The organism is Wolbachia endosymbiont (group B) of Hofmannophila pseudospretella (genome assembly GCF_964028515.1).
In the GTDB taxonomy this organism is placed as follows: Bacteria; Pseudomonadota; Alphaproteobacteria; order Rickettsiales; family Anaplasmataceae; genus Wolbachia.
The window spans coordinates 687,649-713,992 of sequence record NZ_OZ034788.1 but is presented as its reverse complement, the minus strand read 5'-3'; the positions used below and the strand labels follow the sequence as shown (position 1 = coordinate 713,992).

Annotated in this window: 28 protein-coding genes and 3 tRNA genes; 14 read left to right on the top strand and 17 right to left on the bottom strand. The window is 33.6% G+C overall.

Going from position 1 to position 26,344, the window contains the following annotated elements:
* The first annotated feature begins 37 nt into the window (after positions 1-37).
* Both ABWU24_RS03320 and hisS read left to right on the top strand, forming a co-directional pair.
* On the top strand, positions 38-610 hold the full coding sequence (locus ABWU24_RS03320; protein WP_006015115.1) for a NifU family protein: 573 nt from the start codon (positions 38-40) through the stop codon (positions 608-610).
* Positions 607-1,830: a histidine--tRNA ligase gene (gene hisS / locus ABWU24_RS03315; RefSeq protein WP_341815540.1), complete on the top strand. Its 1,224-nt coding sequence runs from the start codon at positions 607-609 to the stop codon at positions 1,828-1,830. Before ABWU24_RS03320 ends, hisS begins: the two co-directional genes overlap by 4 nt.
* Here hisS and surE read toward each other — a convergent pair.
* Positions 1,827-2,597, bottom strand: a complete 771-nt coding sequence (gene surE, locus ABWU24_RS03310) for a 5'/3'-nucleotidase SurE (RefSeq protein ID WP_135352975.1) — start codon at positions 2,595-2,597, stop codon at positions 1,827-1,829. The two genes, hisS and surE, sit on opposite strands and share 4 nt — an antisense overlap.
* Before the next feature lie 213 nt (positions 2,598-2,810).
* Positions 2,811-4,253, bottom strand: coding sequence for a hypothetical protein (locus ABWU24_RS03305; RefSeq protein ID WP_135352976.1), 1,443 nt, complete (start codon positions 4,251-4,253; stop codon positions 2,811-2,813).
* A 136-nt stretch (positions 4,254-4,389) separates the two neighbouring features.
* Here ABWU24_RS03305 and ABWU24_RS03300 point away from each other — a divergent pair, with 136 nt between their 5' ends.
* Together ABWU24_RS03300 and ABWU24_RS03295 are read left to right on the top strand one after the other, a co-directional pair.
* Positions 4,390-5,664, top strand: a complete 1,275-nt coding sequence (locus ABWU24_RS03300; protein ID WP_341815539.1) for an APC family permease — start codon at positions 4,390-4,392, stop codon at positions 5,662-5,664.
* A gap of 70 nt (positions 5,665-5,734) precedes the next feature.
* A complete protein-coding gene (locus ABWU24_RS03295; protein ID WP_341815538.1) occupies positions 5,735-7,021 on the top strand; it encodes an APC family permease in 1,287 nt (428 codons plus the stop codon).
* 28 nt (positions 7,022-7,049) lie between these two features.
* Here ABWU24_RS03295 and ABWU24_RS03290 read toward each other — a convergent pair whose 3' ends face one another.
* On the bottom strand, positions 7,050-7,475 hold the full coding sequence (locus ABWU24_RS03290; RefSeq protein ID WP_015587974.1) for a hypothetical protein: 426 nt from the start codon (positions 7,473-7,475) through the stop codon (positions 7,050-7,052).
* 138 nt (positions 7,476-7,613) lie between these two features.
* Here ABWU24_RS03290 and ABWU24_RS03285 point away from each other — a divergent pair, with 138 nt between their 5' ends.
* The gene (locus ABWU24_RS03285; protein WP_015587973.1) at positions 7,614-8,636 is read left to right on the top strand and encodes an aspartate-semialdehyde dehydrogenase; all 1,023 of its coding nucleotides are present in this window, start codon (positions 7,614-7,616) and stop codon (positions 8,634-8,636) included.
* Between the two features lies 1 nt (position 8,637).
* On the opposite strand, the gene ABWU24_RS03280 is transcribed toward ABWU24_RS03285, so the two are convergent.
* Entirely contained in the window at positions 8,638-9,714 is a 1,077-nt protein-coding gene (locus ABWU24_RS03280) for a 5-(carboxyamino)imidazole ribonucleotide synthase (RefSeq protein ID WP_135353027.1), read from the bottom strand.
* Positions 9,715-9,820: 106 nt separating this feature from the next.
* Between ABWU24_RS03280 and apaG the strand changes: the two genes are divergently transcribed.
* Positions 9,821-10,225, top strand: coding sequence for a Co2+/Mg2+ efflux protein ApaG (apaG, locus tag ABWU24_RS03275; RefSeq protein ID WP_010402892.1), 405 nt, complete (start codon positions 9,821-9,823; stop codon positions 10,223-10,225).
* Positions 10,226-10,414: 189 nt separating this feature from the next.
* Here the strand turns inward: apaG and ABWU24_RS03270 are convergent.
* Positions 10,415-11,420 (bottom strand): IS630 family transposase gene (locus ABWU24_RS03270; protein ID WP_353274215.1). Its coding sequence is split into 2 segments (ribosomal slippage): positions 10,415-10,909 and positions 10,911-11,420, totalling 1,005 coding nucleotides; the frame shifts between segments, so codons are not numbered across the junction.
* Here ABWU24_RS03270 and ABWU24_RS03265 point away from each other — a divergent pair.
* Entirely contained in the window at positions 11,414-11,563 is a 150-nt protein-coding gene (locus ABWU24_RS03265; RefSeq protein ID WP_353274433.1) for a hypothetical protein, read from the top strand. The two genes, ABWU24_RS03270 and ABWU24_RS03265, sit on opposite strands and share 7 nt — an antisense overlap.
* On the opposite strand, the gene ABWU24_RS03260 is transcribed toward ABWU24_RS03265, so the two are convergent.
* On the bottom strand, positions 11,531-13,129 hold the full coding sequence (locus ABWU24_RS03260; RefSeq protein WP_341815537.1) for an ABC transporter permease: 1,599 nt from the start codon (positions 13,127-13,129) through the stop codon (positions 11,531-11,533). The two genes, ABWU24_RS03265 and ABWU24_RS03260, sit on opposite strands and share 33 nt — an antisense overlap.
* 130 nt (positions 13,130-13,259) lie before the next feature.
* On the opposite strand from ABWU24_RS03260, the gene ABWU24_RS03255 reads away from it, so the two are divergent.
* Positions 13,260-14,105 carry a rhodanese-related sulfurtransferase gene (locus ABWU24_RS03255; protein ID WP_341815536.1) on the top strand — a complete coding sequence of 282 codons (846 nt, stop codon included), beginning with the start codon at positions 13,260-13,262 and terminating at the stop codon, positions 14,103-14,105.
* Here the strand turns inward: ABWU24_RS03255 and ABWU24_RS03250 are convergent.
* Positions 14,102-14,515 carry a hypothetical protein gene (locus tag ABWU24_RS03250; RefSeq protein ID WP_341815535.1) on the bottom strand — a complete coding sequence of 138 codons (414 nt, stop codon included), beginning with the start codon at positions 14,513-14,515 and terminating at the stop codon, positions 14,102-14,104. The genes ABWU24_RS03255 and ABWU24_RS03250 overlap by 4 nt on opposite strands.
* 137 nt (positions 14,516-14,652) lie before the next feature.
* On the opposite strand from ABWU24_RS03250, the gene ABWU24_RS03245 reads away from it, so the two are divergent.
* Positions 14,653-14,811, top strand: a complete 159-nt coding sequence (locus ABWU24_RS03245) for a type II toxin-antitoxin system RelE family toxin (RefSeq protein ID WP_019236727.1) — start codon at positions 14,653-14,655, stop codon at positions 14,809-14,811.
* A 538-nt stretch (positions 14,812-15,349) separates the two neighbouring features.
* Here the strand turns inward: ABWU24_RS03245 and ABWU24_RS03240 are convergent.
* The 5 genes from ABWU24_RS03240 to ABWU24_RS03220 all read right to left on the bottom strand — a co-directional run bounded on the left by ABWU24_RS03240 (position 15,350) and on the right by ABWU24_RS03220 (position 18,945).
* Positions 15,350-15,436: transfer RNA gene (locus ABWU24_RS03240), tRNA-Ser, on the bottom strand.
* A 31-nt stretch (positions 15,437-15,467) separates the two neighbouring features.
* Entirely contained in the window at positions 15,468-16,265 is a 798-nt protein-coding gene (locus ABWU24_RS03235) for a DUF2163 domain-containing protein (protein ID WP_353274431.1), read from the bottom strand.
* Positions 16,266-16,313: 48 nt separating this feature from the next.
* Complete coding sequence (locus ABWU24_RS03230) at positions 16,314-16,523, bottom strand: type II toxin-antitoxin system RelE/ParE family toxin (protein WP_353274429.1); 210 nt, start codon at positions 16,521-16,523, stop codon at positions 16,314-16,316.
* A 66-nt stretch (positions 16,524-16,589) separates the two neighbouring features.
* Entirely contained in the window at positions 16,590-16,814 is a 225-nt protein-coding gene (locus ABWU24_RS03225; protein WP_341815532.1) for a TA system antitoxin ParD family protein, read from the bottom strand.
* 118 nt (positions 16,815-16,932) lie between these two features.
* The gene (locus tag ABWU24_RS03220; protein ID WP_353274427.1) at positions 16,933-18,945 is read right to left on the bottom strand and encodes a porin; all 2,013 of its coding nucleotides are present in this window, start codon (positions 18,943-18,945) and stop codon (positions 16,933-16,935) included.
* 334 nt (positions 18,946-19,279) lie between these two features.
* On the opposite strand from ABWU24_RS03220, the gene ABWU24_RS03215 reads away from it, so the two are divergent.
* Entirely contained in the window at positions 19,280-20,593 is a 1,314-nt protein-coding gene (locus ABWU24_RS03215) for a lipase family protein (protein ID WP_353274425.1), read from the top strand.
* Positions 20,594-20,635: 42 nt separating this feature from the next.
* On the opposite strand, the gene ABWU24_RS03210 is transcribed toward ABWU24_RS03215, so the two are convergent.
* From ABWU24_RS03210 to ABWU24_RS03195, 4 genes are all read right to left on the bottom strand, one after another.
* Positions 20,636-21,463 (bottom strand): 3'-5' exonuclease, encoded by an 828-nt coding sequence (locus ABWU24_RS03210; protein ID WP_341815529.1) that lies wholly within the window; start codon positions 21,461-21,463, stop codon positions 20,636-20,638.
* Positions 21,456-22,340 carry a GTPase Era gene (gene era, locus ABWU24_RS03205; protein ID WP_015587961.1) on the bottom strand — a complete coding sequence of 295 codons (885 nt, stop codon included), beginning with the start codon at positions 22,338-22,340 and terminating at the stop codon, positions 21,456-21,458. Before era ends, ABWU24_RS03210 begins: the two co-directional genes overlap by 8 nt.
* 44 nt (positions 22,341-22,384) lie before the next feature.
* Positions 22,385-22,840: a hypothetical protein gene (locus ABWU24_RS03200; RefSeq protein WP_341815528.1), complete on the bottom strand. Its 456-nt coding sequence runs from the start codon at positions 22,838-22,840 to the stop codon at positions 22,385-22,387.
* Positions 22,841-22,940: 100 nt separating this feature from the next.
* Positions 22,941-23,013 (bottom strand) — tRNA-Gly (locus ABWU24_RS03195).
* Between the two features lie 151 nt (positions 23,014-23,164).
* On the opposite strand from ABWU24_RS03195, the gene ABWU24_RS03190 reads away from it, so the two are divergent.
* The 4 genes from ABWU24_RS03190 to ABWU24_RS03175 all read left to right on the top strand — a co-directional run bounded on the left by ABWU24_RS03190 (position 23,165) and on the right by ABWU24_RS03175 (position 25,142).
* The gene (locus ABWU24_RS03190) at positions 23,165-23,785 is read left to right on the top strand and encodes a ribonuclease D (RefSeq protein ID WP_135352985.1); all 621 of its coding nucleotides are present in this window, start codon (positions 23,165-23,167) and stop codon (positions 23,783-23,785) included.
* 79 nt (positions 23,786-23,864) lie between these two features.
* Positions 23,865-24,191 (top strand): thioredoxin, encoded by a 327-nt coding sequence (trxA, locus tag ABWU24_RS03185; protein ID WP_007302120.1) that lies wholly within the window; start codon positions 23,865-23,867, stop codon positions 24,189-24,191.
* A gap of 39 nt (positions 24,192-24,230) precedes the next feature.
* Positions 24,231-24,307 (top strand) — tRNA-Ile (locus ABWU24_RS03180).
* 589 nt (positions 24,308-24,896) lie between these two features.
* Entirely contained in the window at positions 24,897-25,142 is a 246-nt protein-coding gene (locus tag ABWU24_RS03175; protein WP_225416265.1) for a hypothetical protein, read from the top strand.
* 15 nt (positions 25,143-25,157) lie between these two features.
* On the opposite strand, the gene ABWU24_RS03170 is transcribed toward ABWU24_RS03175, so the two are convergent.
* Positions 25,158-26,279, bottom strand: a complete 1,122-nt coding sequence (locus ABWU24_RS03170; protein ID WP_353274424.1) for an alpha/beta hydrolase — start codon at positions 26,277-26,279, stop codon at positions 25,158-25,160.
* Positions 26,280-26,344 lie beyond the last annotated feature (65 nt).

Sequence of the window (26,344 nt, the reverse complement as noted above, 5' to 3'; positions counted from 1 at the left end):
TTAAATAGTAACAATTATAATTGTCATGGTAAATAACATGTTTATCCAGATTGAAGAAACACCAAACCCAAACACGCTAAAATTTCTTCCTGGTTTTGAAATTCTGAGCGAAGGAGAAACAGCTGATTTTTCAAATGCAGATGAAATAAAGAACTCTAAATTAGCAGTAAATCTTTTTCAAATAGAACATGTTGTAAGAGTATTTTTTGGTCATGATTTTATTTCGGTAACAAAATCAGATAGAATGAATTGGGATATAGTAAAGGTGGAAATTTTAACTACAATTATGGATCACTTTACTTCTGGTGGAAAAGCATTTGATAAAGAAGGAGTAAGTGATAATAAAATGCTAGAGGAAGAATTCTTTAATGAAAATGATATAGAAATTGTAAATAGAATAAAAGAATTGATGGAAAGTTATATTAAACCTGCAGTTGCTCAAGATGGTGGTGATATCAAGTTCCGTGGCTATAAAGACGGAATAGTTTACGTTGAACTGCAAGGAGCTTGCTCTGGGTGCCCAAGTGCTGCAATTACCTTAAAACAAGGAGTGCAGAATATGCTAAGCTATCACATACCAGAAGTTTCAGGTATAGAGACTATGCTATGACTAATCAAACAGTTAAAGGAACGAAAGATCTTCTGTTTGATGAATGGTATAAATTTAAATACATAGAGCAAACAGCAAATAGAATCTCAAGTTTATACGGCTTTTTACCTGTTCAAACTCCGATATTTGAATACACAGAAGTCTTTACGAAGACTTTAGGTGATAGTTCAGATATCATAAATAAAGAGATGTATACTTTTATTGATAAAGGAGGAAAGAGCATAACTCTACGTCCTGAATTCACAGCAGCGATTGTCAGGCTACTTATTGAAAAAAAACTGCAAACACCGATAAAATTATTCTCAACAGGACCTGCATTTCGCTATGAAAGACCACAAAAAGGACGACAAAGACAATTTCATCAGATAAATTTTGAGGTTTTTGGTATAGAAAATCCAAAAGCTGATATTGAATTGATATCACTCGCTCAGCATTTGTTAACTGAATTTGGCATCAATGAGAATGTAAGACTGGAAATCAACTCTTTGGGTGATAGTGAAACAACAAGTAAGTATAGAGAAGCTTTGATATCGTATTTAAAAAAGTTTCAAAATGACCTATCAGAAGATAGTCAAAATAGATTGATTAAAAACCCACTCAGAATACTAGACTCTAAGGATAAGACAGATAAAGAAATAATCTCTGACGCACCAAAAATCAGTGATTATTATACAAAAGAATCTTCATATTTCTTTGACCAGGTGTTAAATGGACTGCAAGCTCTTGGCATACCTTACACTGTAAATAGCAAATTAGTTCGAGGTCTAGACTATTATTGTCACACAGTATTTGAATTTGTCACAGAAGATTTAGGTGCACAAGGAGCAGTTTTTGCCGGTGGAAGATACGATAATCTAGTATCTTCAGTAGGTGGAAAACACACTCCAGCGATAGGATTTGCAGGAGGTATTGAACGCATAATGGAGTTAATCAATTATTCTCCGAAAGAAGAGCGACCTATTTACCTAATTCCAATCGGTGGAGAAGCTGAAGAACATGCTCTAACACTTGCAAGTGAATTACGCAGAAATGGTTTATATGTGATTTACGAATATAGTGGAACTCTAAAAACCCGCATGAAAAAAGCAAATCAAGCAAATGCAAAAGTTGTATTAATCTTTGGTGATGAAGAGCTAAGCAGTAAAATTTTAAAAATTAAAAACATGGACACGGGTGAAGAAAAAATGATTGCTCGCGATAAAATCGTAGAAAATATCTAATCAGAAGCAATAGGAGTATTAGCTATAGAAGAAAATTCCTCTGCACAAGAATTTTTCATAGCATTTAATATATCATAATCTGTAAAATCTAATTTTATCGGTGTAATAGTAATAAAACCTCCTTTTATTTTATCTACACTACCACTGCCTGAGTGTTCCCGAGACCAATTTAAGCTCAAAGAACCATTCAAGTTTTCAGTAAAAGTTAAATCACCATCAATGTTATATTCACCTTGTTCAGCAAATTCGACCCCTTTCACTTTTTCTGTAGCAGGAAAATTTATATTCATCACTATATCTTTAGGCCAACCAACTTTCATTAGCTTGCTGATAACCTTTGGTGCAAAAACTTTTGTATTGTTCCAGTCTATTTTATCATGATAAACTTGGCTCAGCGCAATAGAAGGTATAGATCTTGCAGCACCTTCCATTGCAGCACCGATTGTGCCTGAATAACAAATATCATCGCCGACATTTGATCCAATATTTACTCCAGATAATATTAAGTCTGGTTTTTTATTCATAATTTTATTTAACGCGATAATGACACAATCTGCGGGAGTACCAGATACACTAAACTCTCTTTCACTATGCCGATTTATTTTAATAGATTGCTTCACTGGATAATCAAGAGATCTTGCAGCTCCACTCCTATCAGTATCTGGTGCCACTATCCATATTTCTGATGCAAAACTATGTGCAATCTCTTTGAGTAATCTTATTCCTTCACTTTCAAAGCCGTCATCATTTGTTATCAGTATTATCATATTCAATACTCATCCATCAAAGTATACTGATGAGATTTTAAGTTTCTTTTCATAACCATGGACTTTAACAAAGAATCTGCTACAAATCAATAAGGAAAAATTAGAAGTGCTGCCAGGTTACTGCTGCTTAGCTTGCTGTGAGTTAACCATAAACACCAATCCTTTTAGCTTCACGCCTAACTCACAATCAAAGCTTAGGCAAGTCTCAGAGCTCTAAGTAGTAGAGAATCTTGTATGCCCTGCAAAAAATGCTTTCATCTTTTCAAGATAAGTAGATGGTTTTTCAGGTATTGCTACCTCATCTATCTTACCAAATATTGCTGCATCTATGACTTCATCTGTTATTAATTCTCTCAGCCTTTGTTTTATTTGCCCTCTTCGAATATGTTCTCCATAGTCATTATAAAACTTCACATATAACTCTTTAAATACAAATTCTTTTATAGCACTTCTCATATGAGAAATCCCATCCTTTACTTCATCATTTGCATTGCTCAAATCCACTCCAGAACCTGGTGAATATAAGTCATCAAAATTTTCTTTTAAAATCTTGATTTTAAAGTAGTGCTTATCTACAGATTGCTCAAGAAATCTTTTAGTAGAATTACCTGCCAACTCTCCTATTATCTGAGGTTCTAGTTGAGCTGCAAAATTATTTTCTGCTTCAAGGCCACTTAATGCATAAATGATACGATTAAGCATTCCAGGACCACACTGGCGATTACTTTCCTCAAAACGAACCAGCAATACAGATTTCAATAGCTCTACATCTGCATTTTGTTTTCTTGCTGCAATTAAAACTAAATTTATGGCTTGTGTTAATGTCAGTCCGGTTTTGGAATCTACCCACCTTACCCACTCTCCTTCTCTATAATTATCTAGCTTCAAATAAGGTGCTATCAATTCTTTCTGCTGATTTGTCAACCCGCTTATATAACTTTTAAACTCTTCATCCAGCTCATTTGACGGAGTACCATGTTCTTCCTTTAATTTTTTGGCACACTCAATAACGCTTTGCTGAAAACTTCTATTATGGACACTCTGACTGCCAGTGCCTACATCACTTACATTAAACAAGAAGCTAAGTTGCTTTACATTCAAACCCAAAGGTGAAAAAAGCTTTACCAATGGGTACTTTATTAATTCGAGAAGTGCTACTGGAATTAGCAGTGTATAATTTAACAATAATAAACCAAAATTGAATATAAGAAATCCACGTAGAGCTGATATTTTTGATGCAACGTACAAAAATGGAAGCTGTAGATAATATATTAAGTGTATATTGAAAAATAAGATTTTGTCCTTTAGTTTTATTGTCGGATCATTATAAATCTCAAATAACGTGTTATTACTATCAATGTTGTCATTTTTAAATGAGTTATAGTTGTTTATGATTTTCTCTTGCAAAGGCAGGAGCATTTTATTCAGGCAAATAAATGCAGCGATAACAATAAAACCTGTAGCAAAGAACGCTAATGCAGGACTAGAGGTACTTGTAGATAAGTAGGTATAAAGATTACGAATTAAGTCATTACAAGGACGAACTAGAATTGGATCAAGGATATAGTTAACGAAAAGACTTAAATAATGATAAATAAAAGGTAAGAATAAAATAAAACTACAAATAATCAAAAAAGCTTTTAACCTTGGATTCATGCTACCTCTTAATAATCTATTAATATACTTTTAATTATATGCTTAAACTAAAAAAATGCAAATTTTTTAAAGACCAATTGAAATTTCTGAGCTTCAACTATATTGTTAATTATTCAGATAAAAATTAAACATTGTCGTGTCAAATAAAATAGGCTTTTTTGCTATTTTTGCCTTGGTGATTAGTAGCCAAATTGGCTCTGGAATTTTTATGCTTCCAATTAGCCTTGCACCTTATGGCGCTTATAGCCTCATAAGCTGGGTGATATCAGGATTTGGCGCTATATCTCTTGCTTTAGTTTTTGCTGCATTGTGTGCAAAATTTCCAGAAACGGGTGGTCCTCATATTTATGTGAAACATGCCTTTGGCTCTACAGCAGCTTTTTTTGTTGGCTGGACATATTGGCTAAGCTCATGGGTTAGTTCAACAGCTGTGACAATTGCAAGTATCGGTTATTTAGCTCCGCTTTTTCATAATGATATACAAGATATACGTTTGCTTTTAGAAATAACATTAATTTTAGCTATCATGCTAATAAACTTAAGAGGGGTAACTACTGCTGGGTATGTTGAGCTTCTTCTGACCATTGTTAAAATTATCGCACTTCTTGCAATACCCATAGCAGGGCTATTTTTCTTTGATAGAAATAATTTTATTGTAAGTGAGGAAGTATCAAACTTTACAATATCGCAAACTCTTGCTCGTTCTACGCTCCTTACTTTATGGTGTTTTATTGGGCTTGAATCAGCAACGGCACCTGCAGGATCTGTCAATAATCCCTCTAAAACAATACCAAGGGCTATAGTGCTTGGAACAGTCTGTGTTGCTGTGATATATTTCATCAATAGTCTTTCAATTATGGGATTGATAAGTGGTAATGACCTAGCTAGTTCAAAAGCACCATATGTTGATGCGATAAAAATTATGTTTCCAGGTAATTGGCATTTAATTATTTCTGTTGTTGCCTTTATCGTTTCTGTAAGTAATTTAAATGCTTGGTTTTTAGCTGATGGACAGGTCACCTTAGGCCTTGCAAAAGACAAGTTAATGCCGCAATTTTTTGGCAAAAAAAATAAGCATGATGCTCCATTATGGGGAATAATACTAAGTACTTTGGGGGTGTTAGTTTTACTTATCCTAACGTCAAACAAAAGTTTTGCTGAGCAAGTAACTTCAATAATTGATATCTCTGTGGTGTCATTTTTGTTTATCTACTTAGCATGTAGCCTTGCTTTTCTCAAAGTTAATATACAAGACAAAAGCTACTGCAAATTTTTAATTGGAGGTGTGGCTGTATCTTTTTGCTGTTGGATAATATACGAGACTTCTATAAAAACATTGTTAATATCAAGTCTATTCCCTTTAAGCGGAACACTTATTTATCTACTTTGGTATCATAAACTAAAAACTTAACTTAAATTTTTTATTTGCTAAAATTCTTAAGCTATACTACTGGCTTACATTAATAGAATTAAGAGGTATTGTGTCAAATAAAATAGGTTTTTGGGCTGTTTTTGCTTTAGTCATTAGTAGTCAGATCGGCTCTGGGGTTTTTATGCTTCCAATTAGCCTTGCTCCATATGGCGCTTATAGCCTTATAAGCTGGATGATATCAGGAGCTGGTGCTGTGTCTCTTGCGCTAGTTTTTGCTACGTTATGTGCAAAGTTTCCAGAAACAGGAGGTCCTCACGTTTATGTGAAACATACTTTTGGTCCTGCTGCAGCGTTCTTTGTTGGTTGGACATATTGGGTAATCTCATGGGTTAGTACAACAGCTTTAATAGTTGTGGGTGTTGGCTATCTTACACCATTTTTCCATGAAGATATCAAAAGTATGCGTTTATTTTTAGAGCTGTTGTTATTTACAATCATTACATTAATAAATTTAAGGGGAATAGCTGCTGCAGGGCACGTTGAGTTTCTGCTCACGATTGTGAAGGTTGCTGTATTGCTTGCAATACCTGTAGCAGCGTTGTTTTTTTTCGATAGAAATAATTTTATCATAAGTGAAGAAATATTAAGTCTTACAATATCGCAAATTCTTGCCCGCTCTACACTCCTTACTCTATGGTGTTTTATTGGACTTGAATTGGCAACAGCACCTGCAGGGTCAGTTGATAATCCAGCTAAAACTATACCAAAAGCTGTAGTGCTTGGCACAATTTGCGTTGCTATTATATATTTTATCAACAATTTTGCGATTATGGGATTGATCAATGGCAACAATTTAGCAAGTTCAAGAGCACCATATGTTGATGCGATAAAAATTATGTTTTCTGGTAATTGGCATTTAATTGTTTCTATAGTTGCATTCATTTTTTGTGTTGGCAGTCTAAACGCTTGGGTTTTATCTAGTGGACAAGTTGCTTTTGGTCTTGCAGAAGATAGACTAATGCCAAAATTCTTTTCTAAAAGGAACAAGCATGGCTCTCCTTTTTTGGGAATAACAGTTAGTTCAATTGGAACTGCAATTTTACTAATTCTCACTTCAAACAACAATTTTGCCCAGCAGATTACGTCGATTATTGACTTTTCTGTAATTTCATTTTTGTTCGTTTATCTTGCGTGCTGTTTTGCCTTTCTAAAGGTTATTATACAGGAGAGGAGTTGTTATAAGCTTTTAATTGGTGGTATAGCAACAACCTTTTGTTGTTGGGTGATATTAGAAACCCCTGTAAGCACCCTGCTGATTTCGAGCCTGTTCACTGTAAGTGGCATGCCTATTTATTTATTTTGGTATCGTAAAACTTCTGTGCAACAAATTCAGTAATGAGAGATACCCTTTAAATGGTTGATATTTATGGGCCAAGATTTTTTTTCTCTTTATCTACTTGTTCAATATTACCATTCTCAAGTTTACTACCTACTTCTTCTGTGCGTTTATTATCTATGTAGATCTCATTTTTTGCTTTATTAGAAAGACCTATTTGCGATTGCAGTTTTTTATACTCTTCTTTTTCAGGCGTGAAAATTTTCACTAAAAATCTTCCTATTATTGGTATTGAACTTAAAAAATCTCTTAATCCAAAAGATTCTTGCTTCTTGTTTGAAAGATGCTGGTCTATCTTAGAAATTTTCACACCATACTTTTTATCATCAAAATTTATCGCTGGCTTGCTTTTTTTCGAAAGAACATTTTGAATCTCTAATCTATTGACTTTTTCAGGCTTTTGAAATTCAGATACTGCAGGTTTGACCTTAGTGTCATCATGTTTTTTACTCATTTCATTCTACCATGCAATATTACTAGTATCTTATAATTATAACTAAATTATGGTTAATTGCAAGGTAAAAATATTAAAGTAATTGTAAATTTTATCAGTAAAAATATAATATAGCTTTAAAGTCAGAGGTTTATCTATATGGGATATAAAATTGCTGTTATTGGAGCAACAGGAAGAGTAGGGCGTGAGGTATTAAGCACGCTTGCCGAGTTTCAAGACGAAGGAAAAATTTCAATAGATTCTGTTGTTGCTTTTGCATCGAAAAAATCAAAGGGAAAAAAGGTGAGTTTTGGTGACAAAGAGTTAACAGTTTTATGTCTTGAGGATTATGACTTCGTTGGAACTAATATAGCCATTTTCTGTGCAGAATCTCATGTTTCTCAGAGATACGTACCAATTGCAACTGAGGCTGGGTGCGTTGTGATAGATAACACTTCCTATTTTAGGATGAAAGAAGGCGTGCCACTAGTTATTCCAGAGATCAACAAAGATAAAATTACGGAATATAAAAACCATAACATAATATCTAATCCAAACTGTACTACAATACAAATGTTGCTGGCATTACATTTATTACACCAAAAAGCAAAAATAAAGAGAATCGTTGCTTCAACTTATCAATCAACTTCTGGTGTAGGTAAAGCAGCAATGGATGAGCTTTACAATCAGACAAAAAAAATCTTTATGAATGAAGCTAAAAAACCTGAAATATTTCCTAAGCAAATAGCATTTAATTGCATTCCTCATATAGGAGAGTTCATGGAAGATGGTTCTACAAAAGAGGAGTGGAAAATGCAAGAGGAGGCAAAAAAAATTTTAGAAGAGGATATAAAAGTAACTGCAACTTGTGTCCGAGTACCTGTTCTTGTTGGTCATGCTATAGCAGTAAATGTAGAATTTGATCAGCATATAACTGAAGAAGAAGCTCGTGAAATGCTCAGTGAAGACGATGGAGTTTTAGTGCAAGATAAGCGCGAAGATGGTGGATATATGACTCAGATTGATGTTGTGCAAGAGGATGCCGTATACATATCGCGTATTAGACAAGACGATACCGTTAAACACGGATTAAATATGTGGATAGTAGCTGATAATCTACGCAAAGGTGCAGCACTAAATATAGTGCAGATCTTGGAGATCTTGATCAAAGAGCATTTATAGCTCAATAACTTAAATCTATATTGACATGTCCCATTTTACGCTTGTCCCTAACCTCTTTTTTCCCATATATGGTTAAACTAGCTTTTTCATTGCTCAAATATTTGTGAGAATTATATATATCATTACCTATTATATTTTTTGTCATGCAAGGAAAGCGTAATACTACTTCCTGCATAGATAGCCCGCATATTATCCTAACTAGCTGCTCGAATTGACTAACGTTGCATGCATCCAAGCTCCAGTGGCAAGAATTGTGGGGTCTTGGGGCCAGTTCATTAACTAGTAATTCATGATTTTGAGTGATGAAAAATTCAATAGCTAGAATTCCTACTACATCAAGCGCAGTTGCTATTTTCTCTGCAGTTTTTTGTACCTCTTGGGCTAATTTATTATCTATTTTAGCTGGTGCTATTGAAGTATTAAGTATTCCGTCAACGTGGTGATTCTCTGCTATAGGAAAAAAAGCTACTTTACCGTTTTTATCTCTTGCAACGACTATTGAAACCTCTTTCAGTAAATCAACACTTGCTTCAAGAATGTACTCTTTATTCCAATCGAAGGAAGCAAATTGCTTCAGTTCAGAATCATTTTCAATCACATATTGTCCTTTTCCATCATAACCCATTTCTGTTGTTTTTAGCCTCACTGGATAGCTAAAAGTTTCACTACTTTCTAGTAGCTGATTATAATTTTGTATACTTTTGTAATCAGCAGTTTTTATGCTTAAATCTCTAATAAAATCTTTCTCTCTCAGCCTATTTTGCGAAATGTGTAACGCCTTTTTGCCTGGATAAAAATCTGTATGCTGCGACACAATATCAATTGCACTACATGGAATATTTTCAGATTCAATAGTGACTAAATCCACACTCTGTGCAAAAGATTCAAGTGCCCTCTTATCACAGAAGTCTGCTATTGTTAAATCATCAGCAATAGAACAAGCTGGATCGTTTTTAGCACTGGCAAAAATATGCGTTTTGTGCCCAAGTTTTATTGCAGCGATAGCAGTCATTTTACCTAATTGCCCACTTCCTATTATTCCTATCACTTTTTTATCCAGTGGATCTGTTTTGTTCATCATGTAGATTAATATTTCCTAGTTAGAGTACGATAATATGCTTGGAAAATCTATGAAAAAAGTGTATAATTGAAGTGTGTTAAATTTTTATCATGAACACTTTACGATGACCATGAAATACACACTTATTACTAATTCTGTTGAAGTTACAGTTTTGCCAATTTATATTGAAGAGCAATCCATTCCTTATGAAAATTGTTACGTATGGATGTATAATGTTAAGATAAAAAACAAAAGCTCATCAACTATTCAATTATTAAGTCGCTATTGGCGAATAATAGATCATAAGGGTAAAATAAATGAAATTGCCGGAGTTGGTGTTATTGGAGAACAACCTGTAATAAAATCTGGAGAGGTATTCAAATATACAAGTGGAACATACTTAAATACACCATCAGGAATAATGCAGGGTAAATATGAATTTCTGAACGAAGAGAGCATAAAAACCTTTGATGTTATGGTACCACCCTTTTCTTTAGACAGTCCATACGTTAACACTAGACCTCATTGATCGTCAAGATAGTGTATTTGTTCAAGTGCATCTGAAACCAATGCTTCTTGTTTTATCATTTGAGCTTCCATAATGTCATCCGAGTAGCTGATACTGAGATCCAACTAAGTTGATAAACACGAAAGCACTGACCATTTGCTTCTATAGTTGTCTTTTTTCGTCTATCTTATTTTGTTATACCAAAATCCATTACTGACCGAACAAATAAGAAACATTACAAACTCGTTTAATAGTAGTACTGGAAATATTGACAATAAAATTACACAAAACATCTTCAAGTAAACCTATGGTATCGTAGATACTATTGCGTAAAGTATTGTATTTGATATATTGCCACAACCTTTCAACAGGATTCAGTTCCGGTGAATAAGGAGGCAAGTATATGATGGTAATGTTTTCCTGAATTTTCAAACTTTTTGATCTATGCCAACTTGCACAATCCATTACAAGAAAGGCTTCTTTCGTGCCTAAATCTTTCGACATCTGCTCCAGAAATATATTCATACAATCAGTGTTTACATATGGAGCAAGTAGGCTAATTTTCTTACCACTTCTTGGATTTACCGCACTGTAGATATAGAAATTTTGTCTACCAATTTTCATTTTAACCTGTGTTCTGACCCCTTTTTTAAACCATCCGTGTCCGATTTTTGAATGAGTTCCAAATCGTGATTCATCAAAAAAATACCTCCTTTTCAGGGTGGGAATTGACTATTTTATTGAAGTATTTTTTAAACTCTTCTTGCTTGTTTTTATCTTGTTTATGGTGAATTGGCCTCGGTGTTATGTAAGAAAACTTCATCCTTTGTATCTCACGGTGCACTGTTGATTTGCTAATGTTTAGGCCAAATTCCTCTGAGATTTTTATTTGCACTTCCTTAATAGTAATATTTGGATTTCTTTCTACCCATATTTCAATTTGCTCACGTTGATTTTTGTTTAATTTGCTTTTTCTTCGCCGCTGAGACGGGGAAAATAATCTTTCTACTCTACCAAATTTTAGATGCTTTATCCATTCAGTCAAAGCAGTCCTTGAAATTTTACATATTCTTGCCACAGCGCTTATACTACTTTCTTTTCCTGCTATCACCGCTTGTAACTTTTTTGAAACATATGCGTTATTTCTGACCTTTTTTAACATTTCTTTCGCCAAATTTACAACTTTTTCGTCTAATAGTTTTGACCTTAATGCCATTTATACCTCTCTATTTTATCTACTTTAGTATCACTTCTTTCCCATTATTGTCTATCTGTTCTTTATATAGTGGGAATTGGTATTACTCTGCTGAACAGATGCAAAATAGTTTATTTTTGATTCTTATCATCAAGTGTGAATAAGATTATTGTAGAGGTTAAACCTATAATAACTATCATTAACGAAAATGGGGCAGCTTCTCTGTAACGCTCATCGCTGACAAGTTCATATACTCTAGTTGATATAGTTTCAAAATTAAATGGTCTGATAATTAGTGTTGCCGTGAGTTCTTTTACCGTATCCATAAACACGAGCAGAAATCCCGATAGTATGCTTTTCTTGATAAGGGGAATATGAATATTCAGGCACGTGGAAATAGGCCCATGACCCATAGTATATGCAGTCCATTCAATTTCATTTGGTGTTTTTTTGAGTCCCGACTCTATCGCCTTGAAAGATATAGCAAAAAAACGAAATAAATATGAGTAAACTAATGCGCCAATAGTTCCTACCAAGCTAATTTCTACAATATATTGAGTAATGAAAGAAGATATTCTGCTTAAAAACATTATTATGCTAATTGCAATAATTGCATTTGGAATTGCATATCCAAGAGAAATGAGACGTGCTATATTGCTTATTACCTTATTTTTACGTGCTGTATATCCAATAATTATTGCAATGCTGATCGAGATTAGCGCGGTAATAAATGATAAACTAATACTGTTTGTTATTATATTATAAAATCTTGCTTCGTATATGAAAAAGCCTTTCTCTATGCTCCAATATATAAGTGGAATCATTGGTAAAATAAAGCCTATTAATATCGGCAATAAACACATAAGATAAGAAAAGATCAACGATATAGAACCGTTTATACTACGTTTATTGTGATAATCTGCATTAGTATTGATTGAAGAGTAAGATATTTCTCTTTTTTGTAGTTTTTTCTCGATAACTATTAGTATTGCAACGAAAATCAGTTCTGCAACTGCCAAAACAGTAGTTGAATATTTGTCATGCAATAAAAACCAAGTACGGTATATTCCTGTCGTGAAAGTATCGATAGCAAGAAACTGTGGTGTGCCGAAATCTGTAATTACTTCCATTAGTACCAAGGATAACCCAGCTATAATTGATGGACGTATGGAGGGTATGATGACAGAAAACAGACTCTGTAATGAGGAGAACCCAAGTGTTGATGCAATAGTGACTGAGTTACTAACGCTCTTTAGACTTGAGCGGACCAACATATAAACGTATGGATATAGACTAAATCCCATTACTAATATTCCACCACCTAGGGATTTGATCTCGGGAAACCAATAGTTACCTTTGCTCAATTGAAAAGTATCTCTTAACAAGCTCTGAATTGGACCTGAAAACTCTAACGTGTTTACATAAACAAACGATACTATATATCCAGGAATTGATATCGGAAAGAATAAGGCAATCTCAAAAATTCTACTTCCGGGAAACGAAAAAAATGTAGTAAGCCAAGCTGGAATTACTCCAAATATAAAGGATATTAACCCTACTCCTACCATCAAAATCAACGTATTGAGTATATATTCAGGAAAAAGTCTACTAATTACCCATCCAGAGTTTGCTGATTCTGTAAATAGAATCGATATTAACGATAGTATAGGGCAGACAAATAATACACTTACTAAAAACAAGAATATATTTTTAAATACTCTCAGAAACATTAACTTGAATCTATATTTGATATTAAAATGTTATATGCAAAAACTAAAGATATCCAGTAATTAACAGCCGTCCTATTGAATATCTTCATAATTTTATATATTATGTTTTAAATCGATAAACTAATTAATTATGAGTTTTGTCATTGCAACTTTCTATCATTTTGTAAAACTCTCTAATTATTATGACATGAAAGACGAAATAAAAGTTGCATGCGACAATGTTGAATTAAAAGGCACTATACTTCTTGCAGAAGAGGGTATCAATGCAACCATATCTGGAGAAAGGAGCGCAATTGATAAAATATTTGATTTTCTACGTTCTGATGACAGGCTGAAAGGTCTTACGTGGAAAGAGAGCTCGGCAGAATATCAACCATTTAGTAAGATGAAAGTAAGATTAAAAAGAGAAATTGTAAATCTTGGTGTAAGTAATCTCGATATTTTCGTTAGAGGTCAGTACATTGATCCAGAATATTGGGATGATTTTATCTCTCAACCTAACGTTTTAGTAATAGACACACGAAATGAATACGAAGTAAAATTAGGCAAGTTTAAAAATGCAATCAATCCACACACTCAACGTTTTCGCGATTTTCCTCAGTGGGCAGAGTCATTTTCTGAGAGTAAAGACCTGAAAGTAGCTATGTACTGTACTGGTGGAATCAGATGTGAGAAATCTACAGCATATATGAAAAGCGTTGGATTTAAAGATGTTTACCATCTTAAAGGCGGTATTCTTTCCTATCTTGAAAAAACTGGTAATAAAAGTGGTAATTGGGAAGGCGAGTGTTTTGTTTTTGATGATAGAATTGCTGTTGATCACTCACTCGCCCCAAGTGATAAAATAAAATGCATATTCTGCTCAAGTAAAGTTTCAACTGATGAGCTGAAATCAGTTCCACGTGGCCAAGTGGTTTGCTCTGATTGTAAATCTTTAAGTATTGAAAGAAATTCAGAATATAACACGAACCTTTAACAACTTATTGCTTCTTGCATATTTGTAACCTTAATTTTGTCAAGGCATTTACCTACGACATAGCCCGCTCCAGCTCCAAGTAATGCACCAACTATAGCAAATGCAATCAACACTACACCAGAAACGCCAATAAGAGCTAAAGTTTCTTGCCCTAAACAACATCCTGCAACTAGACCAGCAACTAAACCAATTCCTACACCTATGCATATAGGTTTCATATTATTACTAATATTTCTACCTTTCCTATATTGTATACTATGATCAGTATCATCATCTTGAAAAGCGAATTCTTTGATATCTTTTCTTTCTTTTATAAAATCGATAAGCTTACATATTTCTTTGTTACTTGTGTCGTTACGCAAATCATATAAATTTATAATACCATCGTTTACATATTTTTCAAAACCCATTTTATTTTTCCATACTATTAGAATATGTTTTTACTACACTGATTATCTTAATAATTGGTAAATTTCCATACAAGAATAAGTAGATAATCTTACCACTATAGGTGAGACTAAAGCGCTATAAGATTAAATTCCTGAAAATGTTAGTAAGAAGAGCTTTTCCAAAAACAATAAAGTTAAGAGTTGAAGAGATAGTAAAAGAGCGACTTACAGTTAATCCAATTGATTTTGGTGAATCGTTTTGTTACAAACTCAAAGGATACAGAAGACTGAGAACTGGCGATTATCGTATCATGTAAATGCTGCAAAGTATGAAGTGTTTCAATAAAACACAGAAAAGACATTTACGAATCTGAGGCTCCATACTAATATCCTTCCAGTATTAATTTACTGTAACCTTTCCGTATGATCTAAGTTCTGAACCATTTGATCCAAAAAAGACAATAAAGGAATCATATTTGGATGAATACGATTACATGTCTATTTAATAAAAAAGTTTTATTTTTTCCTAAAATTTTCAATAAAGAATTATGTTGACATATTATGGTAGGTTGGATATATACCATCATTGGCTTTTGCTGATGTTAGGGAGAAATGACACATACTAAGTATAGTACTGCAAGATATTGTTAGGAATAGGGAAGGTATGCTGGCTACTGGATTGTATTTCTACTACTCTTCTTCATCAAAAATCAAGAAGGCTCTGCAACTTGATAACTCTATTCTTTTATTGACGTAGATGACTCTGAAAAATTGCGGAGCTGAAGTGCTAATGCTATATGGTTATTACGTTCAAGAACAAAACGGAAAATCCTATGTTATACTAGAAATAATGTGCGGAAAAGGGGGGATTCGAACCCCCGACATATTTTCATATGTGCACGCTTTCCAAGCGTGTGCTTTAGACCGCTCAGCCACCTTTCCATACTTATTCATAATATTAAAAATTATGCTGCTAAACAACTGGTATATATGGTTCGCCACGGAAATTCACAGTATTGTTAAACTTGTTTTTGCACGTTAAAAACGCTTTATCACAACCTGCAAGTATCAAATATTTATCTCCGGTAGAAATTTGATATGGAGGAGAAGCAAATAATGTAACTACTTTATTTTTGTATTCTTTAACTACAACTTCAAATGTTGCTGAACTAAAGAATTTTACCACTCCGTGCTTATAATATCCATCACTTTCGATTAAATTAGTGTCTTCAAATCTTCTTTCATCTATCACTTTAGTAATTGTGCTTATTCTACTAAACTTTTTAGCATCAGCTTTACATCTATCATCGCAAAATTGTGCCCTGCATACAGGAGAATATAGCTCTGTTATGCTTCTCTCAAGCTTTGTCGCAAGACCTCTAATTTCAGCGATAAACCTCCCACTATTTAATGTTACTTTACCAAAAGTTCCTGCATGCAAATTCATAATTCCCTGACTCAAATCTTTATAGTTCACAAGAAATATTTCAATATTTGCAAAGTCATACCTTCCTGATAAAACATCTTTTTCTTTAATATCAGCACTATTTAATATTCCTTCAATTTCTAGATTATCAGTTCTCAAATCGCTATTTAATATTATACTGCTGGCTATAAAACCGCTTGAAGATTTATAGAGTATATTATTGAGATTTAAATCTTCATCATAGTCAGTAAATCCCATTACTTCTCCACCTACAAGTGTTAATTTCCAGCAAGTAGCGATGGTAAGTAATTCTCCAGCTAAATGACTTTTTAATTTGGTTTGCATAGGGGCCTCCTATAAATAATGGTAGAAAAGAAACGGCTGCTATGTTGACTAAACTCGCTTCTTCAGATCTCTATAAAAATTCTCATGTGGAGCAAGGGCAAGAAGTGTTAATTCATTATTTTGTTCATTATAAAAATAAGCTAACAAAGTAAGTTGATTAAAAATAGAGAATTTGTATACACGAACACCTGCAAGGTCACCTGACTTTAGTTCTCCGATACATGGATTATCTTTATATTTGCTTGATAGCTTCTTCAAGTTTAGGTAGTTGACTGTTATGCAGCTTTTTCATTGACCGCTTAAAAGTGTTGGTAAGAAGAACCTTCAAAATTTTGTAGATTTATACTCCTCAACATCACCTGATTTTGCATCTTCGGTGCCTGAAAGGATTTCTTTAATGATGTTATAGCTTAGCTCAGGGTTATCTTCAACAACTTGACCAATTTTAGCCCAATGCTCAATTTGTTGTGGTACGGAACGATTTTGTAACATGGAATGAGATTGTACTATTTTCTCAAATTCTCCATCAAGATTTACTGTTATATCCATGATATTGTTACTTCTACTCTAAGCTATTATACCATATATTGGAAATTTTTTCAATATAAATAATTTTCATCTGGAAGTACACACCACATTAAATTGTGGTGTGTATTACTAAGACTAATTAGAAAGAAAACTTCACACCAGTAAGTAAAAGAACTCCTTGGTTAGAAGGTACATCAGCTTTATTTTTATCTTTCACTGCGCCTTTTTCATCAGTTCTAAAGTAATGAAGAGCTGCATAAGGAACAAACTTGCTCTTATTGCAAGAAGATAGATCATATTGAACACCAAGTGCAACATCATGAAGCATATCTCCATCATTCATTCTACTGCCAAAGTATGTCAAGCTTGTGTAGACATTTTCATATTGATAACCAGCCCCTGTAGTCCAATACATGGTATTGTTATCGAATTGAGCTAAGCCTGCAATTCTTTTATACTCTTCATTATCTTTGCCTTGAACATCCTTTTCAGGAATTTGTTTATAGCCATTACCACCATCTTTGATTTTAATATCCTTTGGTTGACCAGACTTGCCCAAATATGCAAAAGAGGCAGCAAATTTTACGGCTTGATCTTCATCAATCTTATAATCAGCGCTTGCACCTAAGTTAACACCCATCAGGTCATTGTACTCCACAAATTCCTTATAAAGATGCTTATCTTTATTTGGTTTTTTTGCCTTACCATACTCACCAACTACAGAAGTTTTAACTTTTATATTATGCTGACTAAAATCATATTCATACGATGTACCAGCACTTACTATATGCTCATAATCTGGTCCAACATGTCTTACATCATTCTCTTCTTTCACAATGAATAAATTATTATCATAGCGAGGTGAGTAGCTAAGACCAAATCTTGCGCCCATATAACTTGGTGAGTAGTAAGCAACTCTAAACGGCAATGTGGTCATAACCTCTTTGTTATACTTTCCTGCCATACGGAAGGAGAGTTTTTCGCTCTCGCTCGAGAAGCTTTCAGTATAAAGACGTGGTGTTACGTAAAATGGAAAGTTTGCAGCACTTCCTTCTAAATTCACTTTTCTAAACCAATCACTATCTGCAGCTCCGTCAACGGTTGCAACTCTTGTTGCATCAAGTCTCATCAGAGACTCAGGACCAAATTGATAGCCAAGTTTCAGATCACCATATTTTGAGTTCAAAAACACATGTGCACTTCTACCTCTTGCAGCATTCACACCTTGTGATGCTCCTTTACCTTCAGTAACTGGAACATGAAATTGCACATTGGCGCCATAAACAAGTCCTAAGTCTTCGTTTTTGTTTTCAGCTCTTAAGTGCAATATTGCATCTGAAATCATGCCCATGTTTTCGCTGTAATCACCAATATTTCCTATCCCTTTAGGAAATATTAGATTTGCTCCTTTTATACTATCTTCAGTATTATTAAAATAATCTGTATATTTTCCCGGCATAATATTATAATGCTCATAGCCACTTAGCCCATAGTTACCATAACCTTGAGAATCAATAACACCACCGAAAGTTATTCTTAAACCATCCCCTTGATTAGTATTGATAATATCAACCCCACCAACTGAAACAACAGGACTTGCCTTACCTTTTTCCTCTGTATTGCTGTTAACAACTTTTACATCCTTTTTTATATCTTTAGCTTCAATTTTAGCATTCTTAGTTTTAGAACCCTTAATTTTTGACTTTTCTACATTAGAATTTTTAACTTTCAGGGCTTTCGCTTTTGAAGCTTCTATAAGTTTTGCTTTTTTCTCATTTGCTAGCCTAATTTCTTCTTTTTTCTTTTGTTCAGCTGCTAATTTTAGTTCTTCTTTCTTCTTCTTTTGCTCAGCTGCTAATTTCAACTCCTCTTTTTTCTTCTGCTCAGCTGCTAATCTTAATTCTTCTTTTTTCTTAAGCTCTTCAGCTTTTTTTCTTGGATCAGCATTACATATCCTGTCCATTTTTTCTTTTAGTTTTTTATTTGACGTCTTCATCACTTCCATCTTTCCAGAAGCTTTGATTGACTCGTTACTCTCTTGCTTTTTTACTTCCTTTATACTCTCGTCAGAAAAGTCACCAGCAAAGCCACTGAAAGAACATAAAGTTAATAGAGAAACTAGAGCAGTTCTAGTATAAATAGATTTTTTCATGAAGTGCCCCCAAAAAATTTCAAAATCATAACATAAATAGTATAAAAATGTTGAAAATTCAACTTAAAGCAACCTTATAGCGAAAATAAAAGTAAAATGCAATACTTTAAAAGCAACTTTCTTAATACGCTCAACTTGTATATTAACCAAAATTTAGCACAGAGGTTTGCTTGTTAGTGTATTATAACTCTATACTTATTCTATTTCTATGGAAGTAAAATTTACTCAAGTGAAAGTACACAAAGGTTAAAATATTAATATAACTATTGACAATAATATTAGTTTATATTATAATTAGTGAATTATTGTTTTATTTTTAATAATCAAGGTATTTATGGATTTTAGTTTTTTACGAAATTGGTTTAGCACTACAGGTGCTGCTACAGGCTCAGAGCCAGATAATACTGAACAGCCAGACTCTATTTCAGTAGATGATGGCAAATACGAGATGAAAGAATATGACGATGAATTTGAGATCATTGAAGATTATGAATTTATAAATCGTGCTGATCCAAATGAGCCATGTTCTTTACCTTCTGACTATAAAACAGATGAAAGTATTATAAAAATTGCAGGATTTGATAGAGAGAAATTATTAGAAATGGGTAATTTCTGCAAGATAAGCTATGGCGATGATGATGGTAAATTAAGTAAAAAAAGATGTAACAACCTAGCTCAAAGAGTATACAAAACTGAATTTGAAATTGTAGAAGATTTTGAAATTGTTCCATCTACTGAAAAAATGTATAAAACTAGAGCTGAACTTATCAGCGAAGGTTATGAAATTACTCCATTTGGTAATAGCTTTGAAAAAGATGCTGGTCATGTTTTTATAAAAGGTAAAGAAATAACAATAGCTTACCATGGTACTCGTTTGAGCCATGGTGTAAACGATGGAATCACTGATATAAATGTAGTTTTTACTACTTCAGAACTTTTACCTAACGGTGGAAGAATGCATAGAGGATTTTATAATTCATTTGTGGATTCATGGCCTAATCTTTATGGCATTTTGAAATCTCATGCTGAAAAACAGGGATCAGAAGTCAAAGATCTTAAAATTAATCTCACAGGTCACAGTATGGGAGGAGCTATTGCTAAGATAGCTGCTTTATCCCTCAATAAAACAGAAGGAGCTGAAGATGTTCATGTTGCAACTTTTGGTGATCCACGAGTTTTTGATCTTACTGCTAGTGAATTTTATAATGATGTTCTTCAAGAAAAAACCATTAGAGTAACTCAACATAGACAAGACCCAGTACCAGCGGTATCACCTGGTATTTGTGGTTATGCTCATGTAGGTGCACAATTGAGAATATCAGCACCTGAAGGATATTTTGTTCATCAAGTAGATGGTTATCATGAAGCCATTAAAATAATGGATGAAAATGACTTCCGGTCAAACAATAATGTTTCTCTCTTTTACTACCCTTCGAGAATATTAAGTCGAATTAACTGTGCAGTTTTAGGTAATGCTCAATATTATGCTGCTAATTTAGGTGATTATATTCTTGGTAAGCAAAATTTTTTCGAGAAAGTAAAAAAGGAATACCAAGATAAAAACTTAGAAAATTTTTCTAAGTTTGAACAAGCAGAAGTTAAGCAGATGGCATATCAAAATGTCTTTTCTACTACAAGGAGTTTATAACTACTATATGGAGCAATCATTAGATTGCTCTATAGCATCTGTTCATTTAAATTCAATATAAAAATTTTCACCAGAAGTTATTTTCCATTCTTCTTTAAATTTCTTTAGGTGTTCTTTTTTTTCGCATTCCAAAAGCAGTTCTTCTATGCTCTTATTATAGCTTTCTGTAGTAATTCTTCCTTGATGATGCATGAATCTCAAGTAAATTAAATAAGTGTTAATCACATCTGTTTCACAATAATCGCGAATCTCTTGTATTTTGCCACTATCGTATAAGCCCATAACTTGTGACCCATCGACTCCAATCTTACCAGGAAGATTAAATGCTGCGCAAACTTCGTTCATCTTCATTCTTGCAGAAGCTCCAAAATCAGAGAGAGATTCAAGCAAATCACAATGCCAATCACTACTGTACCTCTGATTGTAACTATTCCACTTATCGCCAGCTTTGTGAAAATATTCTGCTTGAATGCCATGAACCATAGCACGGTACTTCAGTACCGGTATATCAAAAGTGCGTCCATTGAACGAAACTAGTCTTGGCTTTTTCTCTGATATGTAGTTAAAAAATCCCTTTACTAGCTCTTTTTCATTGGAGTTTACTGTGCCTCCAGATCTTATTTCTTGTAGTGTGAACATTTCATAACCGCTCTGGCGTGTTATATTACAAAGTAAAAAACTAATGACTACAACAAGGTGGAAGGGCTGACGCAGAAAAGAGTTTTGCCCGTTTGTTATTTCAAGATGATATTTTGTTAATGCGTCCCTCTTTTCTTCTACACTGCTATCATCACTAATATTTAGTAAATTCTTACAGGAATTTACATCTGGTATAGTTTCAATATCAAATACCAACAAAGAATTAAGCATTACTTATATATTCCTCAGGGCGATCAGTCCAAGGTCGCACTTTTACGAACAAAAAGAGATGAACTTTGCACTCAAATAACTTTTCCAATTCTGTACGCGCCTCGATATTAATTTTTTTTATGCTACTGCCGTCTTTTCCTAGCACTATTTTCTTATGATTATCTTTCAATACAAATATGATCTGTTTTATGACTAAACTCTTATCTTTTTTTTCCTCAAATTGTTCAGTTATAACAGCTGTAGAGTATGGCAATTCTTCACGTAGGTTCAAGAATAACTTCTCTCTTGTAATTTCTGCTGATAAAAAATCAGCTGAGGAATCGGTTACTTGATCTTCTTCATAGAACCAAGGGCTTATCGGTGCAATTTCAGATAAGTAATTCATCAAATTAGAAAGTCCATCATTCTTCAGTGCCGATATCGTAAAAATTTTTTCAAACTTATAAAGCAAATTTAGGTGCTCATGTGCCATCTTGAGCTCTGATTTCTTTACTAAATCAGTTTTATTGATAACCAAAATGCATCTGCCTTTTGTGCGCTCCAGTCGTGCAAATATCGTTTTTATTCTTTCTATATTTTTTAGGTAATTGTTTACATCAACAAGCAACAAAGTAATGTCACTATCCTTAACTGCTCCCCATGCAGATTTGACTAAAGCTTTTTCAAGATTTGTTTCTGCTGAAAACACTCCTGGAGAGTCAGTAAAAACAATTTGCGCATTGTTGCATATAGCAACACCCCTTACCTGCGTCCTTGTTGTCTGCACTTTAGGGGTGACAATTGCAATTTTCTTGCCTACGATACTGTTAATTAGCGTTGACTTTCCAGCATTTGGCAAACCAGCTATCGTTACAAATAAGCACTTTTCTTCTTTCACAAAGAAAATTATAAAGAAAACCGAATGCTAACGTCAATTGATTATTATATAACTTGCTCTTTCTCTTCCCCTTTTGAAGAAAAACATTCAACTACAGGTGATATAATATACTCATTCACTTTTTTAGCTATTGGTTCAATAATATAAGCTATTGCAATTAACCCTGCGATTACTGATATGGGTGCTATCAACCCACCTGCTAAAGCTGCCGATCCCATTCCAAGCATTGCACCAGGGAAAATAGCCATTGCAGCTGCAGCAAGACCAACTCCAATTGCAGTACCTACAGCACAAAAACAAGCAGTCTGAAAAAAGACTTCTTTGGAGAGTCCTCTATTAGAGATTATCCGACATGCAAGTAAGGCTGCCGGAATCGCAGCAACAATTCCACCCATTACTAAAGGTGATAGAGCTGTAAAACTGAGTCCTAAACCTGTAAGTGCTCCTATTGTTGTAGCTATACCTAATCTAAATAACATTCTTTTAGTATCATTGTCCATATAACCCTCTTAAATAATAATTTTCTAAAAAGCTTTTAGCTACTTTAAGCATGGCTGAACTAGTTGAATAAGTGAAGCAATTTTTTTATGTTAAAAGAAGAGCGGGAGAAGGGGTTCGAACCCTCGACCTCAACCTTGGCAAGGTTGCGCTCTACCAACTGAGCCACTCCCGCAATGAAAATTTACTTATTCTTATTATAGGTGCATATCATAATTTGTAAACCCTACATACATGAAAATCATGAGAGCACGTTTTCTATGATCTTTTCGTATACTTAAAACTCATTTTTGATTATTGTATGTGTTATAAAACATATTAAATTTATGAGAATATTTATATATAAAGACGACCTGCCAGCCAGTGCAATACCGAATGATATAAAATCTATAGCTGTTGATACAGAGGCAATGGGTCTACTTCATAGCAGAGATAGATTATGCCTTGTTCAGCTCTCTTTCAATGATGGCAACGCTCACTTAGTTCAATTCAAAAACGATTATACAGCTCCAAATTTGAGAAAAATATTAGAGGATAAAAATATAACCAAAATATTTCACTTTGCGCGGTTTGATGTAAGCATAATACATTATTATTTAAAAACTTGGGCACTGCCTTGCTATTGCACGAAAATAGCCTCACGTTTAGTTCGCACTTATACAGATAGTCATAGCTTAAAAGAGTTGTGCTTAGAACTACTTGATATAAAATTAAATAAGCAACAACAATCTTCTGATTGGGGAAATGAAAATTTAACAGACAAGCAAAAAAGTTATGCTGCATCTGATGTTTTATATCTTCATAGAATAAAGGAAAAGCTAGATTTAATGCTAGAACGTGAAAATAGAAAAGAATTAGCCGAAAAGTGCTTTGAGTTTCTTCTTACTCGTATTGAGCTAGATTCAATGGGTTGGGGGAATGTAGATATCTTTAATCATCAGATATAATCACTTCACTTGAATCCAAAAAAATTTAGTTGATCAGCTGTTAATTGATACGCTATATTTATAAAAATTTAGGTATTTTATGAGTGATGATATTAAAGCGGTAAATGATCAAAATTTCGAATCTGAAGTTGCTAACCACAAAGGATTTGTGCTGGTAGATTTTTGGGCAGAATGGTGTGGACCATGCAAAAGTCTGATGCCACGTATCGAGCAATTGGCTGAGGATAGAAAAGGCAAGATCAAGATCTGCAAGTTCGACATAGATGGAGAAACTGAGGTGCCAAGTAAGTATGGAGTTCAATCTATACCTACTTTAATCATATTTCAAGATGGTAAGGAAATTGCACGCAAAATTGGCGCAATAAATGATTTACACAGTTGGGTTGATAGTGAAATAAGCGAGTAGACAAATTTCCTTTTGCGTGTATTATAGGTATTGATAAAAGGGATTGTAGCTCAGTCGGTTAGAGCAGTTCGCTCATAACGAATTGGTCGTAGGTTCGAGTCCTACCAATCCCACCACTATTGATACAATTGCAAGGCCTACCCTCTTACGTAAAATTTTTGCCTTGTTATAGTACGTGGTTGTTAGTGTTTGAAAACTCCATGATATTAGATTCCTTGCATAACTGGAATTCAAAAGTTCCAGCGCGGTTTTCTTATTGGATCCCAGCTGGGATGACGCCTGGTTATGAAAGAAATCTATTGTCAAAAAAAATTACTTCCGCGTATTTTCAATCTAATTATAATTAAAGTTAGAGATATTTTAAGAGCTCAAAAATTTATCTTTGTCTGCAGACTTTCAATTAACTTTTCAATAAAAAACGTAGCGTATCTTTTTCAGCGTATATACACGTCTGTCATATATGCGCTGCATTTTTTTCTAATCTTTTTATACAGGAGGATTTTATGTTCAGAATTCCAGATATTTGACCTTTACCTTAGCTAATAAAAACCAACTGGCGCCTTTGGTTTTTATAAAGAAAATCTAGGAAATAACCAAAAACTGTTTCCAGGCATAAATTTGCCATGTATACCTAAAAAGTAATGATATTAGCATAATGTTCATATTTGTATGCTAATATTAATAGCATTTAAATTGAAGAATATTATGGAACAACAAGCATCAAACAAAGAGAAAGGGATTGAATTTAGATATAATCAATGTAAGCAGAAATGCCATTCCTACAAAGCAAAACGGACAGACCAAAAATGCCTAGATAAATGCTATGAGAAGTACGTTTCTAAACTTTATCCACAAATTAGTGAGAAATTATTAGCTAGTGAAAACAATCTCTATGATGAAAGCACAAAATTATCACTTATGGCAGATACTCTAGATGCAATGTTTTTTTAATCACAAAAGAAACACTTATTTCAATATTTGCAGAGATGTTAGCTTTTTAGATATACTCTGACTTATTGAATAATTCTTTAAATTGGTAAAATACTGTTTCTTTTCCTCTATTTCTTTTTCACTATTCTTTTCAAATATCACTTCTGTTTTTATCTTCTGATTGAGCGAGCCCTTCTTTTTGAAGTAATCATCTGTGAATTCTAAAAAGAGTGAAGTTAGCTCAGGAAGAGTGTATTTGTGTTCACTTGATGAGCACAATTCTGTAATCGGAGAAAAGTGAATATCATCTGCCTTAATAGGTAGTAACGATAGAAACTTATTCCAGCATTTTCTCATTATTCCAACTTCAGGTTCAAGGTTTTTTATTTTAGCTAAGTTGGCATGTTTCATGAAAAACTCTTTGTATTGCTCAAAACCTTCAAAAGTTTCTTTTTTTTGGTAGTTTTTTTTCCTATGACTTTTTTCTATATCAGAAATTTTAGTACCTATATTTGCCTGCTTACTAATAAAGCCATCGTTCTCTAGATTAAAACAAATTGTGTATGGAGTAATATCGTTTACTATTGTATGTGGCTTAAAGTGCCAACCAAAGCATTTGAGTATGAATTTTATTATAGGAGGAAATAGCCATTTAGGTTTTGATATGTGTAGTAATTTCACTACAAGTTTTTTGAATGAGCTAAAGGATTTATTGATAATGCATCTTAAATGAATATTGTCATCTTTTTTAAACTTTTTATAAACCTCCGCAGCTATTGGTCCTCCAGCACAGCTTCCATACAGTACTATATTGTCTGGGTGAATGCCTTGCTTTAGAAGATCTGAAATGACTTCAATTCCTGCATTTACTCGATTTCGACCGTTTAAAGAATGGCCTTTGCTTTTTCCAGAACCAGGAAAATTAATAAGGTGAACATCCATACCTGCTTCAGCTGCCCAATTCCATTCACTTTTGTCTTCATCTGGCTCTTTTTCAAAAGTATATGTAAGCCCTGGAAAGTAAACTATATGCTTTTTCTTTCTGCTATCTGCACTGCTCTTCGAGTTTGACATCACTATCTTTTGAATTCGCATTCCATTTTGAACTTCTACGAACTCTTCCCTAGTTTTTATTGTGTTTTCTTCTGTTACCTTCATTTTGCGTTTTTCACTACACTGATCTAATAATACATGGAACTTTTAAAAAAATCAATTTTTACTAA